Annotated in this window: 17 protein-coding genes and 1 tRNA gene; 7 read left to right on the top strand and 11 right to left on the bottom strand. The window is 67.2% G+C overall.

Translation table 11 applies throughout. The features are described from left to right. The first annotated feature begins 15 nt into the window (after positions 1 to 15). Entirely contained in the window at positions 16 to 1,110 is a 1,095-nt protein-coding gene (ygfZ, locus tag NDI76_RS02700) for a CAF17-like 4Fe-4S cluster assembly/insertion protein YgfZ (protein WP_310922471.1), read from the top strand. Positions 1,111 to 1,148: 38 nt separating this feature from the next. Here ygfZ and NDI76_RS02695 read toward each other — a convergent pair whose 3' ends face one another. Together NDI76_RS02695 and NDI76_RS02690 are read right to left on the bottom strand one after the other, a co-directional pair. Continuing rightward, positions 1,149 to 1,304 carry a hypothetical protein gene (locus NDI76_RS02695; protein WP_310922470.1) on the bottom strand — a complete coding sequence of 52 codons (156 nt, stop codon included), beginning with the start codon at positions 1,302 to 1,304 and terminating at the stop codon, positions 1,149 to 1,151. A gap of 103 nt (positions 1,305 to 1,407) precedes the next feature. After that, positions 1,408 to 2,490 carry a geranylgeranyl reductase family protein gene (locus tag NDI76_RS02690; protein WP_310922468.1) on the bottom strand — a complete coding sequence of 361 codons (1,083 nt, stop codon included), beginning with the start codon at positions 2,488 to 2,490 and terminating at the stop codon, positions 1,408 to 1,410. A gap of 118 nt (positions 2,491 to 2,608) precedes the next feature. Here NDI76_RS02690 and NDI76_RS02685 point away from each other — a divergent pair, with 118 nt between their 5' ends. Then, positions 2,609 to 3,364, top strand: coding sequence for a hypothetical protein (locus NDI76_RS02685; protein WP_310922467.1), 756 nt, complete (start codon positions 2,609 to 2,611; stop codon positions 3,362 to 3,364). Positions 3,365 to 3,370: 6 nt separating this feature from the next. Here the strand turns inward: NDI76_RS02685 and NDI76_RS02680 are convergent, their stop codons facing one another. Continuing rightward, the gene (locus NDI76_RS02680) at positions 3,371 to 4,381 is read right to left on the bottom strand and encodes a WD40/YVTN/BNR-like repeat-containing protein (protein ID WP_310923854.1); all 1,011 of its coding nucleotides are present in this window, start codon (positions 4,379 to 4,381) and stop codon (positions 3,371 to 3,373) included. A gap of 171 nt (positions 4,382 to 4,552) precedes the next feature. Here NDI76_RS02680 and NDI76_RS02675 point away from each other — a divergent pair, with 171 nt between their 5' ends. Then, positions 4,553 to 4,756, top strand: coding sequence for a hypothetical protein (locus NDI76_RS02675; protein ID WP_310922465.1), 204 nt, complete (start codon positions 4,553 to 4,555; stop codon positions 4,754 to 4,756). Between the two features lie 145 nt (positions 4,757 to 4,901). Here NDI76_RS02675 and uvrA read toward each other — a convergent pair whose 3' ends face one another. Next, positions 4,902 to 7,850: an excinuclease ABC subunit UvrA gene (gene uvrA, locus NDI76_RS02670; protein ID WP_310922464.1), complete on the bottom strand. Its 2,949-nt coding sequence runs from the start codon at positions 7,848 to 7,850 to the stop codon at positions 4,902 to 4,904. A gap of 107 nt (positions 7,851 to 7,957) precedes the next feature. Continuing rightward, positions 7,958 to 8,311: a cell division protein SepF gene (locus NDI76_RS02665; RefSeq protein ID WP_310922463.1), complete on the bottom strand. Its 354-nt coding sequence runs from the start codon at positions 8,309 to 8,311 to the stop codon at positions 7,958 to 7,960. A gap of 121 nt (positions 8,312 to 8,432) precedes the next feature. Here NDI76_RS02665 and NDI76_RS02660 point away from each other — a divergent pair, with 121 nt between their 5' ends. After that, the gene (locus tag NDI76_RS02660) at positions 8,433 to 9,107 is read left to right on the top strand and encodes a DUF1028 domain-containing protein (RefSeq protein ID WP_310922461.1); all 675 of its coding nucleotides are present in this window, start codon (positions 8,433 to 8,435) and stop codon (positions 9,105 to 9,107) included. A gap of 23 nt (positions 9,108 to 9,130) precedes the next feature. Here the strand turns inward: NDI76_RS02660 and NDI76_RS02655 are convergent, their stop codons facing one another. Next, entirely contained in the window at positions 9,131 to 9,613 is a 483-nt protein-coding gene (locus NDI76_RS02655) for an RNA-binding protein (protein ID WP_310922460.1), read from the bottom strand. Between the two features lie 133 nt (positions 9,614 to 9,746). Between NDI76_RS02655 and NDI76_RS02650 the strand changes: the two genes are divergently transcribed. Both NDI76_RS02650 and NDI76_RS02645 read left to right on the top strand, forming a co-directional pair. Further along, the gene (locus NDI76_RS02650; RefSeq protein WP_310922459.1) at positions 9,747 to 10,055 is read left to right on the top strand and encodes a DUF7562 family protein; all 309 of its coding nucleotides are present in this window, start codon (positions 9,747 to 9,749) and stop codon (positions 10,053 to 10,055) included. Positions 10,056 to 10,156: 101 nt separating this feature from the next. Continuing rightward, positions 10,157 to 11,482, top strand: a complete 1,326-nt coding sequence (locus tag NDI76_RS02645; protein ID WP_310922458.1) for a ribonuclease catalytic domain-containing protein — start codon at positions 10,157 to 10,159, stop codon at positions 11,480 to 11,482. A 33-nt stretch (positions 11,483 to 11,515) separates the two neighbouring features. On the opposite strand, the gene NDI76_RS02640 is transcribed toward NDI76_RS02645, so the two are convergent. From NDI76_RS02640 to NDI76_RS02630, 3 genes are all read right to left on the bottom strand, one after another. Beyond that, a complete protein-coding gene (locus tag NDI76_RS02640) occupies positions 11,516 to 11,749 on the bottom strand; it encodes a DUF7385 family protein (RefSeq protein ID WP_310922457.1) in 234 nt (77 codons plus the stop codon). A gap of 98 nt (positions 11,750 to 11,847) precedes the next feature. Next, entirely contained in the window at positions 11,848 to 12,252 is a 405-nt protein-coding gene (locus tag NDI76_RS02635) for a CBS domain-containing protein (RefSeq protein ID WP_310922456.1), read from the bottom strand. Positions 12,253 to 12,335: 83 nt separating this feature from the next. Then, entirely contained in the window at positions 12,336 to 12,773 is a 438-nt protein-coding gene (locus NDI76_RS02630) for a hypothetical protein (protein ID WP_310922455.1), read from the bottom strand. 136 nt (positions 12,774 to 12,909) lie between these two features. On the opposite strand from NDI76_RS02630, the gene NDI76_RS02625 reads away from it, so the two are divergent. Then, positions 12,910 to 13,071, top strand: a complete 162-nt coding sequence (locus tag NDI76_RS02625; protein ID WP_310922454.1) for a hypothetical protein — start codon at positions 12,910 to 12,912, stop codon at positions 13,069 to 13,071. Between the two features lie 41 nt (positions 13,072 to 13,112). Here the strand turns inward: NDI76_RS02625 and NDI76_RS02620 are convergent, their stop codons facing one another. Both NDI76_RS02620 and NDI76_RS02615 read right to left on the bottom strand, forming a co-directional pair. Further along, positions 13,113 to 13,385, bottom strand: coding sequence for a HalOD1 output domain-containing protein (locus NDI76_RS02620; RefSeq protein ID WP_310922453.1), 273 nt, complete (start codon positions 13,383 to 13,385; stop codon positions 13,113 to 13,115). Positions 13,386 to 13,810: 425 nt separating this feature from the next. After that, a tRNA-Ala gene (locus tag NDI76_RS02615) sits at positions 13,811 to 13,882 on the bottom strand. Positions 13,883 to 14,073 lie beyond the last annotated feature (191 nt).

The raw sequence follows: 14,073 nt of genomic DNA, 5'->3' as shown, positions 1-14,073 counted from the left end.
GCGGAGAGTGGAGTAATGACCGTCGTAGAGGAGATGCACGAGCGGTACGGGGCGACGTTCGAGACCCGCGCGGGCCGGCGGGTCGTCCGCGACTACGGCCGCCCGGCGCGGACTCACCGTGCGGTCCGCAACGGCGCGGCGGTGATGGAGATGGGCTACGGCGTCGTCGTCGTCGAGGGCGACGACCGGGTCGAGTTCGTCGACAACGCGGTGTCGAACCGCGTGCCCGACGCCGACGGGGAGGGCGTCTACACCCTCCTGCTCGACCCGCAGGGCCGAATCGAGACGGATATGTACGTCTACAACGCCGGCGAGCGACTGCTCTGCTTCATGCCGCCCGAACGGGCCGAACCGCTGGTCGAAGACTGGTCGGGGAAGGTGTTCATCCAGGACGTGTCGATTCGGAACGCCTCCACCGACTTCGGCGTGTTCGGCGTCCACGGCCCGCAGTCGACCGAGAAGGTGGCGAGCGTGCTCAACGGCGCCGCCGCGCCGGAACCCGCGCTGACGTTCGTCCGCGGGTCGATGGGCGACGAGGGCGTCACCGTCATCGCGGGCGACGGCCTCGCGGGCGAGGAGGGGTACGAAGTAGTCTGCGCGGCCGACGACGCCGCGCGCGTCTTCGAGACGCTCCTCACCAACGGAATGAACGCGCCGCCGTTCGGCTACGCGACGTGGGAGACGCTCACCGCCGAGGCGGGCACGCCGCTGTTCGATTCGGAACTGGAAGGGAACGTCCCGAACGTCCTCGGCCTCCGGAACGCCCTCGACTTCGAGAAGGGCTGTTACGTCGGCCAGGAGGTCGTCTCGAAGGTCGAGAATCGAGGACAGCCGAGCAAGCGCCTCGTCGGTCTGCTCCCGGAGGAGGTCCCCGAGTCGGGCGCGGCCGTCTTCGCGGGCGACGCCTCGGTCGGCGAGGTGACGCGCGGCGTGCAGAGTCCGTCGCTGGAAGCGCCCATCGCACTGGCGCTGGTGGACTTCGACCTCGGCGCGGACGACGTGACGGTCCGCGTCGACGGCGAGGAGGTGGACGCCGAGGTGACGGCGCTCCCGTTCGTAGAGGGGAGCGACACGTCGCGGCGGCTACCGACGTATCTGGAGCGCGAATAGGCGGGGCGACGAGCGGAATCGGAACCGACGACCGAACGCTACCAGACGTACAGCGCCGCCACGAAGACGACGAAGACGAGGACGACCGGGAGCAGGAACCAAAACACGTCCCAGCGGTTCTCGGAGGACCCTCGCTCACCCTCGGACACCTGCGGCACCGGCCACGAGTCGTCACCGCCGCCTATGTCAACCATACGAGAGAACAGTCCGATAGCGAACAAATACTTTTCGACGGGGAAAATCCGTCAGCGAAGCGAGCGATGGGGAACCAGTAGTCCGACGGGGACCTCAGAGGCCTCAGCGACCCAACAGCGTCCCGAGGTGCTCCCGCGAGAAGAACGACGTCGGCTTGTCCATGTGGACGGCAATCTCGCCCGAGAGCGACCGCAGACCGAGATGTTGGACCCGTTCCGGGAGCGAGTACGCCCGGCGGACCCAGCGACCCATCGATATCTCCTTCGATAGCTCCGACCGCCACGCGGACTCGTAGTCGCGGAGCGTCGCCGGGTCGTCGGGGTCGACGGTCTCCACCGCGCGGTCGGCGGCCGTCATGCCGTACAGGATTCCGCCGCCGGTGAACGGTTTCGTCTGCGCGGCGGCGTCACCGAGGAGGAAGACGCGGCGCGTGGTGACGCGTTCGGGAGGTCCGATGGGGATGCCGCCCGAACAGAAGTGCGTCGTCTCCACGTCGTACTGGTCGGTGAGCACGTCGAACATCTCGTTGACCTCCGCGCCCGGCGGCGCGGCGAGGCCGTACTCGACGCCCGCGTCGCCGCGCGGGATGCGCCACGCGAAGAAGCGCGGGACGGTGAGGTGGACGTCGACGAAGTCGCCGTCGTCGGGCGCTTCGTCGAACGCGAGGACGCCGTGCAGAATCTCCTCGGGTTCGTCGAGGCCGACCTGCCGGCGGACGCGCGAGACCGGACCGTCACACCCGGCGGCCATCTTCGCCTCGACCGTCTCCTCCTCGCCGGCGGCCGAGACGGTGAGTTCGACGCGGTCGTGGAACTCCTCGACGCTCGTGACGGTGTGTCGCTCCCGCACGTCGGCGCCCGCCTCGCGCGCGCAGTCGGCGAGCGTCCGGTCGAGTTCGACGCGGTCGATGACGTTCGACACCTCCTCGGTCTTGTAGAAGGGATAGGAGTTCGAGTCCGCGCCGCCGACGTGGAAGTTCGCGCCGTAGACGCGGTTTTGGAGGAGACGCTCTTTCGCCCCGTCAGGGACGTACTCCCAGATGTCGGTGCTGACGTGGCCCGAACAGGCCAGGGGCGTGCCGACCTCGCCCTTCTCGAAGGCGATGACGTCGTGGCCGGCCGCCGCGGCCCGGCGGGCGAAGCGCGCGCCCGCGGGGCCGACGCCGACGACGGCAAAATCATACATTTGCTACGGGTTCGGCCGCCGGCGAACAAATACCTTCGCTGTCTGCACGACTTCGGAGCGAGCGCAGAGACTGACGCCGGGGCGTAGTGATAAGTCAACGCATAGAGAAGAAGGACGTATGCGCCGGGACGCTCTCCTCGCCGCCGTCATCGCCCCCGTCGCGTTCACGAGCTATCTCCTCAGTTTGGGTGTCTCGGGCGCGATGGGCGACGCTCGAACCGCCCTACTGTTCGTCGTCTTGCTCGCCGCCGCCGGGTTGGTGGTCGTCGTCGGACATCACCTCGGACTTCTCACTCCGCTCCCTATCACCACGTCGCTGCTGCTGTTGGTGCCGTGGATCGGGTTCGGGCCGCGCCTCGGGACCGGGCGGGGCGGCGTCGCCCCCGACTCGCTCGTCGCCCCGGACTTCCTCGTCGGCGTCGCCCTCGCGGAGGCGGTCATCGTCTCCCTCGCCGCCGTCGAGTACCTCGCGCTCAGACACCCCCGCGTCAACGACGCTCTCGACGGCGAGACGGGCGTCGGCGCCCTCGCCGCCGGGGTCCTCCACGCCGCCGTCGTCGTCGGCTTCTCCGGACTCCAGTTCCGGACGCTCGACCCCGCGACCGTCGGACTCGCCGTCTGGGTCACGGTCGGACTCGTCCTCGTCGGTTCCGTCCCCGTCTACGTCGCCGTCAAGACCAGTCGCCTCTCCCCGGCCGCCGTCGTCGGCGCCGGCCTCGGGTTCGTCCTCGTCGTCCCCTCCGGCGACGGCCTGTCGTTCGGCGCGCTGTACGCCGTCGGCTGGGTTCTCCCGCTGGTTCTCGCCCTGCTGGCGGCCGAGGGGGAGGCGCGACTCCGACGGATGCACGCCGGCGATTCGAGTATCGGGGCGTGAGACCGTTCAGCGGTTCGCCTCCCCGACGACGGCCAGGCCGGACGGCGTCTGCCCCTCGTAGGCGTCCGGCCACGGCACGTCGAGGCGGTCGAACGAGTCGCCCCCGTCGGCGGTGCGGTAGAGGCCGCGGTTGGTGACCGCGTAGAACGCGCCTGCGTCACGCCCGCGGGCGAGCACCGCGCGGACGACGCCCGAACCGGTCGGAATCCCGGCGTCGTCGAGTCGCTCCCACGCGCCGCCGTCGTCACCGGTCCCGCCCTCGCGTCGGTAGAGGTACGACTCGGCGGACGCCGGATTGTGCGCCGAGCGCGGTCCGGACGCCGACGAGAGGAGGATGCGCGAGGGGTCCGCCTCGTCCACGACGACGCTCCAGCAGTACCGGTGGTCCAGTCCCGCCTGCGGGTGCGTCCACGTCTCGCCGCCGTCGCGCGTCTCGGCGTAGCCGTCGCCGGCGGCGACCCACGCGCGGCCCGGTTCGTCGCCGTGCGTCGTCATCGAGTGGGTGTCCCGCCGGGCCGAGGGGACGCGGTCCTCCCACGTCTCGCCGCCGTCGCGCGTCTGGACGAGGGCACCCGCCTCGACGCCGACGTACAGGTGGTCGGGGTCCGCCGGGTCCGGTTCGACCCACCGCGCGTGGTGGGTGTCCGGGCGCGGCGGGAACGACCACTCCGAGGCGGACGGCAGGTCCGCGAGGCCGTCGAATTCCGTCCACGTCTCGCCGGCGTCGGTCGATTCGAAGACCGCGCTCGGTTCCGTCCCGGCGTAGACGACGGCGGGGTCGTGCGGCGAGACGGCGACGCTCGTCACGGATTCGGGAATCGCGTCGGCGCCGACCCGGTCCCACGTTTCCCCGGCGTCGTCGGTCCGGTGAAGACCCGACTCGAACGTCCCGCAGAACGCGCGGGCCGGCGCGTCGTCGCCCGCGGCGAGACACTCCACCTCGTGCCCCTCGAACGTCCGGCGCGCCGTCGGCGACTCCGTCTCGGCGTCCCCGACGACGAGGACGTCCTCCGCCATCGCGACGTAGCAGGTCGTCATACGCGAACGTAACGCACCGCCGGCCTTGACGGTTGCGTGGGTACGCACGGGCACCGAGCACGGACGTCGACCGCCGACTGCGGAGCGCCCAAGTATCCAATTCGATAACCGGAGGGTCAGTTTCTTTGTCACCGACGAGAGAGCCGATGTATGTCCGCGAACTGGACGGCGAGATACGCACTGGGAATGAGCGGCGTCGCCGTCGGCGGATTCTGGCTCGCGGGGTTCCTCCTATCGGTCGACAGCGCCGCCGCCGCAAGCCCGAACGCCGCCACGGCGACGAAAAGCATCGGCATCTTCGCGCTTGCCGTCTCCTTGGTAGCCGCCGCGACGCTGTTGGCGACGGTGGAGTGAGCGCGAGACGCTCTTCGAGAACGTCGGGAAATCAACTTCGAGAACCGAAGCGGAAGCGAGCGGAGCGACGAACGCCGCCGGAGACCGGCGACTGCTCCGCGAGGGACGCGACCGCGGTCGCGAGTCAGCCGTCAGCCGTCAGCCGTCAGTCGTCGCTCGGCGCCTTCGCCGGCTTGCGACGGTCCGAGCGCGGTCCCTCGATGTCGACGTCGGGGAGCAGGTCGCGGAGATACCGCCCCGTGTGGGACTCCTCCACCTGCGCGACGTCCTCGGGCGTGCCGGCGGCGACGATTTCGCCGCCGTGCTCGCCGCCCTCGGGACCCAAGTCGACGATGTTGTCGGCGTTCTTCACCAGATCGAGTTCGTGTTCGACGACGACGACGGTGTTGCCGTTGTCGGTGAGTCGCTGGAGCACGTCGATGAGTTTTCGCTCGTCTTCTTTGTGCAGGCCCGTCGTCGGTTCGTCCAGGAGGTAGAGCGTCTCGCCGGTCTGCTTCTTCCCCAACTCCTCGGCGAGTTTGACGCGCTGGGCCTCCCCGCCCGAGAGGGTGGTGGAGGGCTGGCCGAGCGTCATGTAGCCGAGGCCGACGTCCTTCAGGAGTTGGAGTCGGCGGCGAATCTGGCGGTTCGACTCGAAGAACTCCAAGGCGTCCGCGACTTCCATGTCGAGGACGTCCGAGATGGTCTTGTCCTTGTACGTGACGTCCAGCGTCGCGTCGTTGTAGCGCGCGCCGCCGCACTCCTCGCAGGGGACGTACACGTCCGAGAGGAAGTTCATCTCTATCTTCACCGTCCCCTGCCCGCCGCAGGCCTCACAGCGCCCGCCCTTCACGTTGAACGAGAAGCGGCCCTTCTCGTAGCCGCGCTGCTTCGACAGTTTCGTCTGCGCGAACAGTTCGCGGATGTAGTCGAACACGCCGGTGTACGTCGCGGGGTTCGACCGGGGCGTCCGACCGATGGGCGATTGGTCGATGAGGCGCACCGTCTCGATGTGCTCGGTGCCCTCGATGGCGTCGTGTTCGCCGGGGTGAACCGACGTGTTGTCGTTCATCGTCCGCGCGAGTCCCTTGTACAGTATCTCGTGCATCAGCGTCGACTTACCCGACCCGGAGACGCCGGTGATGGCGGTGAACTGCCCGATGGGTAGGTCGACGTCGAGGTTCTTCAGGTTGTGCTGGCGCGCGCCGCGGACGGTGAGCGCCCCCTCCGAGGTGCGGCGCTCCTCGGGGACGGGAATCTCCCGTCGGCCCGAGAGGTACTCGCCCGTGAGGGACTCCTCGGCCGCGCAGATGTCGTCGAAGTCGCCCTGCGCGACGACTTCGCCGCCGCGCTTGCCCGGACCGGGACCCATGTCCACGACGGTGTCCGCGCGGCGCATCGTCTCCTCGTCGTGTTCGACGACGATGAGGGTGTTCCCGAGGTCTCTGAGACCCTCCAAGGTGTTTAGCAGGCGGTCGTTGTCCCGCTGGTGGAGACCGATGGACGGTTCGTCGAGCACGTAGAGGACGCCGACCAGACCGGACCCGACCTGCGTGGCCAGGCGGATGCGCTGGCTCTCCCCGCCCGACAGGGTGGCCGCCTCGCGGTCCAAGGTGAGGTACTCTAACCCAACTTCCTCCATGAAGCCGAGGCGGGCGCGAATCTCCTTGAGAATCTCCTCGGCGATGGTCAGTTCTCGCTCGCCGAGTTCGGCCTCTAATCCCTCGAAGTGTTCGAGGGCGTCGCCGATGCTCATCCGGTTGACTTCGGTGATGGCGGTGTCGGCGACGAGGACGTGCCGGGACTGCTCTTTCAGGCGCGTGCCGTCGCACTCGGGGCAGGTGGTCGTCGCCATGTACTTCTCGATGTGGTCGCGCGTGGAGTCGGAGTCCGTCTCGACGTGGCGGCGTTCGAGGTTCGGAATGACGCCCTCGAAGCGCTTCTCCTTTCGCCGAGTCCCGTTGCGCGTCTGTCGCTCGAAGACGACCTGTTCGTCGGTGCCGTAGAGGAACGCGCCCTGAACGGCCTCGTGCAGTTCCTCGAACGGCGTGTCGACGCTCACGTCGAAGTGCGCCGCCACCGAGTCGAGGCGCGTGCGGTAGTACGAGCGGTTGTACGACCACGGCTCGAAGACGTCCTTGATGGGTTTCGAGGGGTCGACGACGACGAGTTCCTCGTCTACCTCCTTCGTCTGACCGAGACCCTCGCAGGCCGGACAGGCGCCGTGCGGACTGTTGAACGAGAACGACCGCGTCTCTATCTCGGAGAACTGGAACTCCGAGTTGGGGTTGCCCAGTTCCTCGGAGAACTGCACGACGAGTCGGTCGTCGCCCTCGCCCGCGAGGTCACCCGTAGAGCGGGTGTTCGACGCGAACGGCACGTCCTCGGGCGGGTCCGGCACGACGAGTTTTAGCATACCGTCGGCCTCCTCCAACGCCGTCTCGACGCTGTCGCCGATTCTGGAGCGGTCCTCCGGGCGTATCTTCACTCGGTCGACCACCACGTCGACGGTGTGGTCGTAGTTCTTGTCGAGGTCCGGTCGCTCGACCGTGAGGTCGAACTCCTCGCCGTCGACTTCGACGCGGGCGTAACCGTCGGCGACCAAGTCGTCGAACAGGTCCTCGAAGGCCCCCTTCTGGTCGCGGACGACGGGCGCGATAATCTTCGCGCGCGTCCCCTCCGGCAGCGAGAGAATCTGCGTCACCATGTCCTGTGCGGACTGCTCGCCGACTTCCTCGCCCGTGATGGGGTCGTACTGCGTGCCCACGCGGGCGTACAGCAGACGGAGGTAGTCGTGGAGTTCGGTCACCGTGCCGACGGTCGAACGCGGGTTGTTCGCCGCGTTCTTCTGGTCGATGGAGATGGCGGGCGAGAGACCCTCGACCGCCTCGACCTGCGGTTTGTCCATCTGCCCGAGGAAGTTGCGGGCGTACGCCGACAGCGACTCGATGTACCGTCGTTGTCCCTCGGCGTAAATCGTCTCGAAAGCGAGCGACGACTTGCCCGACCCCGAGAGGCCGGTGACGACGGTGAACGCTTCGCGGGGAATCCGGACGTCGAGGTCTTTGAGGTTGTGTTCTTCGGCGCCTCGCACCTCGATGAAGTCCTTGCTCATCTACGCTCGGCTAAGGTGAGCGGACGGCTAAACCCATCGGTTGTGGTAGGATAGCACACCTCAGCGCGGCGGTTCGCGGTCGCGTCGGGGCGGGCGCGAGCGACGGACTACGACAGTTTCTCGCGGGCGATGGTGACGCCCGTGGGAGCGATGATTATCTGGTCGTCGCCCTTCTGGACGATGTCGCCGTCCACCTCGTCGGCCACCTGTCGCAGGTCGTCGACGATGTGTTCCATCGTGCTGTCGGAGGTGGTGTGCCGCGTGATGTCCGCGATGACGAGGTTGCCGTCGTAGACGGCGTCCTTGATGGCGACGACGTCCTGCTTGCCGCCGATACTTGCGATGCGGACGCTCATCCCCGCTTCGCCGCGAGCGGTGTCGAAGTCGTCCAAGTCGAGTTCGACGTAGTCCTCAGTGGTGTGACTCTCACCGCCGCTGAGGATTTTGCTCATGATTCCCATGTCGGCTACAACCGCTACGGCCGGGATAGTTCTTACGTCAGACGCTCGTCAGACGTCCGACAGAACGGGCGCGACGAGCCGGGATACCGGGGTTTTTGCGCCGGGCGGCCGACCCGCGAACGTGACGTTCAGCATCTGCGTCCGCGAGCGGTACGAGGACGAACTGGGCGAGGAGCAGACGCGGTTCGGCGTCGCCGTCACGACGCGCCTGCCGGGCGTCGGGACGCTCTGTCCGTTCGCCTCCGAGCACGGCGCGGTGGCGACGCAGAGCCTCGTGAACGTCGAGTTGGGGCAGAAGGGAATCGCCTACCTCGACGACGGCCTCGCCGTCGACGACGCCCTGCAGGCCCTCCTGAACGCCGACGGCGGGCGCGAGCAGCGACAACTGCACGGCGTCGGGTCGGAGGGGGAGTTCGCGTTCTCCGGCGAGGAGTGTCAGGGCTGGTTCGGTCACCGCGTCGGCGAGAACTACACCGTCGCGGGCAACCTCCTCGTCGGCGAGTCCGTCCTCGACGCCGCCGCCGAGGCGTACGAGTCCGGGAACCGGGACGAACCGCTGGCGAAGCGATTGGTGGACGCCCTCGACGCGGGCCACGAGGCGGGCGGCGACAAGCGCGAGGACCTGGAAGTGCAGAGCGCCGCGCTGGTGGTCGAGACCACCGAGGAACTGTCGCCGCGGCCGTACTACGACGACCTGCGCGTCGACGCGACGCGGACGCCGGTTTCGGACCTTCGAGAGACGTACGAGACGGCCCGGGAGGGGTACGAGGCGGCGGTCGAGAAGTATCAGGAGTGAGCGGGCGGCGGCGACGACGCCGCTCAGACGGAGAACTGGAACAGGTCGTCGCCGACGTGGTGGAGCGATTCGACGACCTTGCCCGAGTCGCCGACCATCTCCGACCCGGCTTCGAGGGCGCGGCCGACAGCGAGCACCTTGCCGTGCGTCTCCTCGGCTATCAGGACCAGGTCGCCCGCCTCGATGCCGTCGTCGGCGTCGACGATGCCGGGGCGCATCACGTCTGCGCCGTCGCTGACGAACGAGACGGCGCCCGCGTCGACGGTGACGACGTTCGACGTCGGTTCGTAGCCGTTGGCGCCCGCAACGGTGAGGAAGGGGCGCTCGTCGTCCATATAGACGACCACCGGGTCGCCGTCGACGAGGACCACGTCGAAGTCGGCGTCGGCGAGTTCGACCATCTCGTAGGTGTCGCCGTCCAGCGCCACGCCGGTCTGTTCGGCGATGGCGTCCTCCAACTCCGAAATCTCGTCCGAGCGAAGGTGGTGGCGGGACTTGACCTTCATACCCCCGACCACGCGACCGCGGTGAATAAATCGACCGCTATCCGGGGCAGCGTCAGGCGTCCGCGGGTGAGCGGCGCCCGTCGGGTGCGGACGCGGAACAAACGCTAAGTAACGCGGGTTCATGCTGGCTTCTATGTGGCGTTCCCGGACCAACCGGGGTCAGAAGACGGTCGTCTGTATCGCTTGCGGGACGTCGATCCTTCGGGGAGAGGCGCGAGAGTACGACAAGGAAGGAGACCGCTGGAACCGGCGCGGCAAGGAGTTCGAGCACCTCTGCAAGGAGTGTTACCGCGGACTGTGCCACCAACCGCGCGCGGAACTGGAGTCGCTCCTCGTGGACATCGAGGCGGACGGCCTGCAGCAAACGGAGTTCCTGCGGCGGTACGTCGACGCCGTCGAAGAGCGATACGGTCCCGCCGAGGAGACGGAGCGGGAACGGTAGCCGCGCGGCCCGTCTCGACGTCGGACGGCGGCGCTTCTCCGAGGCGAGCGCGAATCGGATAGTGCGACACGCCTAACTACCTCTCGCGTTTAGTCGAGGGCATGTCGAACGACGCGCAGGCGCAGGCCGGGACGGCTGAGGGGCAGGGCCCCGTCGAGATCAGTCCCGACGTCGCCCGGCAACTGCAGGAGAAGCGCGAAGAACTCTTCGAGGAGTTCGAGATACGCGACGCGTTCCCCGGCCCCGTCCTCACGGAGGCCAGAGAGCGCACGAAAGACGTACAGGCGGAGATTCGAGAGGAGGTCGACGAACGGCAGGACCTCCGGGAACTGACAACGTGGACGACCGACCCCATCGACGCGCAGGACTTCGACGACGCAATCTCCATCGCGGAGGACGAGGAGACGTACACACTGTGGGTCCACATCGCCGACGTGACCCACTACGTCCACCCCGGGTCGGAGATGTGGGCCGAGGCGGTCAAGCGGGGCAACACCGTCTACCTCCCCGCCTACACCATCCACATGCTGCCGCCGACGCTGGCGGAGACGGTGTGTTCGCTGGTCCCCAACGAGGACCGCTTGGCGCACACCGTCGAGATGGAGATAGACAAGGAGAACCTCTCCTTCGAGACCATCGATATCTACAAGTCCGTCATCGAGTCGGACGAACGGCTCACCTACTCGCAGGCCGAGAAGCGCCTCGAAGACGAGGACGCCGCCCTCCACGAGGAGTGCACGCTCGTCTACGAACTCGCCGACCGAATGCACGAACAGCGGAAGGAAGACGGCTCTCTCGTTCTGAATCCGAGTCGCGACCGCGCGCACACCATCATCGAGGAGTGCATGCTGAAGGCGAACAAGGCCGTCACGCACGAACTGATGTGGGGTCGCGGCGTCGAGGCGATGTACCGCGTCCACCCGCAACCGACGCCCGACCAGTGGGACAAGGCGCTGCGCGAAATCATGGAACTCGACGGCGTCTCCATCCCGAGCGCGTCGTTCGACGACCCGCGGAAGGCCGTCAACGCCGCCTTGGAAGACTCGCCGGGCCGCGCCCTGAACAAGATTCAGCGCGCCGTACTGAAGGTGATGCCGCGCGCGAAGTACATGAACGACCCCTTCGGCGGGCACCACGCCCTGAACTTCGACATCTACGGGCACTTCACCTCGCCCATCCGTCGGCTCTCGGACCTCATCAACCACTGGATCGTCCACGAGAACGACGTCCCCGAGGACCTCATCGAACTCTGCGACCGGGCCTCCGACCGGCAGAAGGACGCCGAAACGGCCGAGCGACTGTACAAACAGTTCCTCGAAGAGGTCGGCCTCGACCCCTACGCGGTGAACAACCGCGGCATCGTCACCGTCGACGACGACGGCGAGGTCGTTGACGAGAACGGTCTGCCGCCGGAAGAAGAGGCGTAGGCGCAGGCGGACGGTTCGCCGCCGGATTTTTTGTTACTGTTTGTGCGTGAACAGCACGACCTCGTCCTCGTGCGTCGACACGCAGAGGTCGAGCATACGGCTGAGTTCGAGGCTGCTGTACTCGCCCTCGCAGACGACCAAGTCGTCGAACGGGTCCCCGCAGGCGGGACAGGCGATGCTCACGGTGTTGCGGTACGTCGTGACCCCGTCGACGGCCTCGTTCGGCGTCAACGAGGAGGTGAGTTCGTCGTACTCCGCGTCGTCCATACCCTCCGTGCGCAGAGGGAACGCTTAGTGGTACCGATGAGCACGTCGGAAGCGACGGGCGAAGAAGAGCGGTCGGTCGTGCGGTTCGGCGTCCGTCCTCAGGAGGGACTGGGCGCCTCGGCCGTCGAGAGGTAGGCGGCGAGGTCGGTCGTCGTTATGATGCCGATGACGCCCTCCTCCTCGTCGACGACGGGCACGTGGTGGAATCCGTGGTTCATCATCGTGTCGGCCACGTCGCGGATGGACACCTGCGCCGTCGTCGTCACCACGTCCTCGGTCATGTACTCGGAGACGGGCGTGCGGTCCTTCGGCTTGCGTTCGGCGACGATTCTCACGAAGTCGGTGTTGGTGAGGATGCCGACCACCTGATTGTCGTCGTCGACGACCATCACCGAACCGATGCCCTCCTCCATCATCATCTGCGCGGCGTCCTCGACGAGCGTGTCGGGCGAGACGGTGTGCGTCGATGTCGACATCAGGCGCGCGACGAAAATATCCTCCATGGACGTACGTCGAGGGGTCGGTCCATAAGGGTAGCGCCGACGGCCCGGAGAATCCTCGCAGGGGCGCGCGGCGGCGCGAGCCTCTACCGGCGGAACCGGCGACCGAACAGCAGCGGCGTCACGAACAGCGTCAGCGGCACGAGAATCCACACCTGTCCCGCGAGGACGTCGTATTGTCCGAGCGTCACGGAGACGGGCGTCCCCTCGACGTAGCCGACGAGGAACTCGAAGCCGACGGTCAGGACGGTCCACCCCGTACCGACCGCCAACAGTTCGCCGCGCGCGTACTCGGCGTCGGTGGTCGCGAAGAAGGCGTACGAGACGGCTGCAATCGCGGCCGCGAGGAGTCCGGTGCTGAGAACGTGGCCGACGTACTCGCCGATGCGCGGGACGAGCACCGTCTCGCGGAAGACCCCATTGAGAACAGCGACGACGGCCATCAGCGCCCAGGCGGCGAGCGGACCGAGCAGTCGCGGTGCGCGGGCGAGCCTCCGGGACGAGGATTCGGACGTGGCGGACATGTGTTCGAGCGAAGGGAGGCGCTCGGAGGGAGTATACGCGGCGGCTGATTCTCGTCGGGAGAGAGGACGGGGGCCGTCGAGCGCGCCCTCCGAGAGCGCCACCACACTCATGCGCGCGGGTGCCCTCGTCGTTCACGTGACCGACTGTCCTAACTGCGGCGAGACGCTAGCGGACCCCGACCCGCACAGCGCGGACGGCGCCGACTACGTCTGCGAGGAGTGCGGTCGGAAGTGGCAGGACGGTATCGGCGACGAACTCCAACGCGTGTTCGAGAAACCGACCGACGAACGGCGGTAAGTCGCTCAACCGGCCCCGACCGACGCGGACGCGGCCGGTCGCTACTCCTTCGACATCTCGAATCGGACTTCGTGGTCGTCCACGCGGACGACGCCATCCTCGTACTCGAAGGCGACCGAGAGACCCGTGTTCGGGTTTTCGAGCACTCTGTCGGCCGCCTCGGCGTCCATCACCTGGGAGACCGGACGCAGCGTCGTCGGGTCGCAGCCCTTCGTTTCGGCGACGACGCCGACGATTTCGTTCGCCAGTTCGTCGTAGGAGAGGTCTGGTATCGAGCGTCCGTCCGGCCCGGTGGAGGTGGTCTGTTTCGTCATTGGTTGTCCTCGCCGCTCGCGTCGCGCGAATCGCGGCGTTTCCTACTCGTGTCACCGTTGTCAGATTAGAAAAATCTGCGGTTGCAGTGGTTTGGACGAGTGGCGTGCGAGGTGTCGGCGCGTAGGTCGCTCATCAACGGTGTCGAGAGAAGTTAGTGGACTCGCGGGGTCCCCGCGAGCGAAGCGAGCGGGGTGGTTCGAGACGGCGAAGCCGTCTCGTCATGCCGAAAATCGAAGATTTTCGAGCAGCAAGCGAGTCCATCGACTGGAGCGAACGAAGTGAGCGAAAGGAAATGGACTCGCGGGGATTTGAACTCACTCGCTCACTACGTTCGCTCGCTGCTCAAATCTCCGCTCGGACAGTACACGTCAGCACTCGACACACGCGACTCGCTTCGCTCGTCGGTGGTGTCGAGAGAATGTAGTGGACTCGCGGGGATTTGAACCCCGGGCCTCTTCCTTGCGAAGGAAGCGATCTGCCACTGATCTACGAGCCCGCACTTCGTTCGAAGGCGTCCGGTCATTTGTACCTTCTGTTTCGCAGCCGGCGAGAGAGGCACTGACACGGGACACGACCGCAGTCGTGCGGTCTCCGCAGGCCGACGAACGGCGAGGGCGAAACAAAGCAGCCGCTCACCGGAGCGAGAAACGCGAGAGAAAGCGGCGCGTGCGCCTTAGCGTCGTGGCT

This window comes from Halogeometricum sp. S1BR25-6 (assembly GCF_031624495.1).
Classification (GTDB): Archaea; Halobacteriota; Halobacteria; order Halobacteriales; family Haloferacaceae; genus Halogeometricum; species Halogeometricum salsisoli.
Note: the sequence above shows the minus strand (reverse complement) of the source record. Positions and strands in the feature narration are given on the sequence as shown.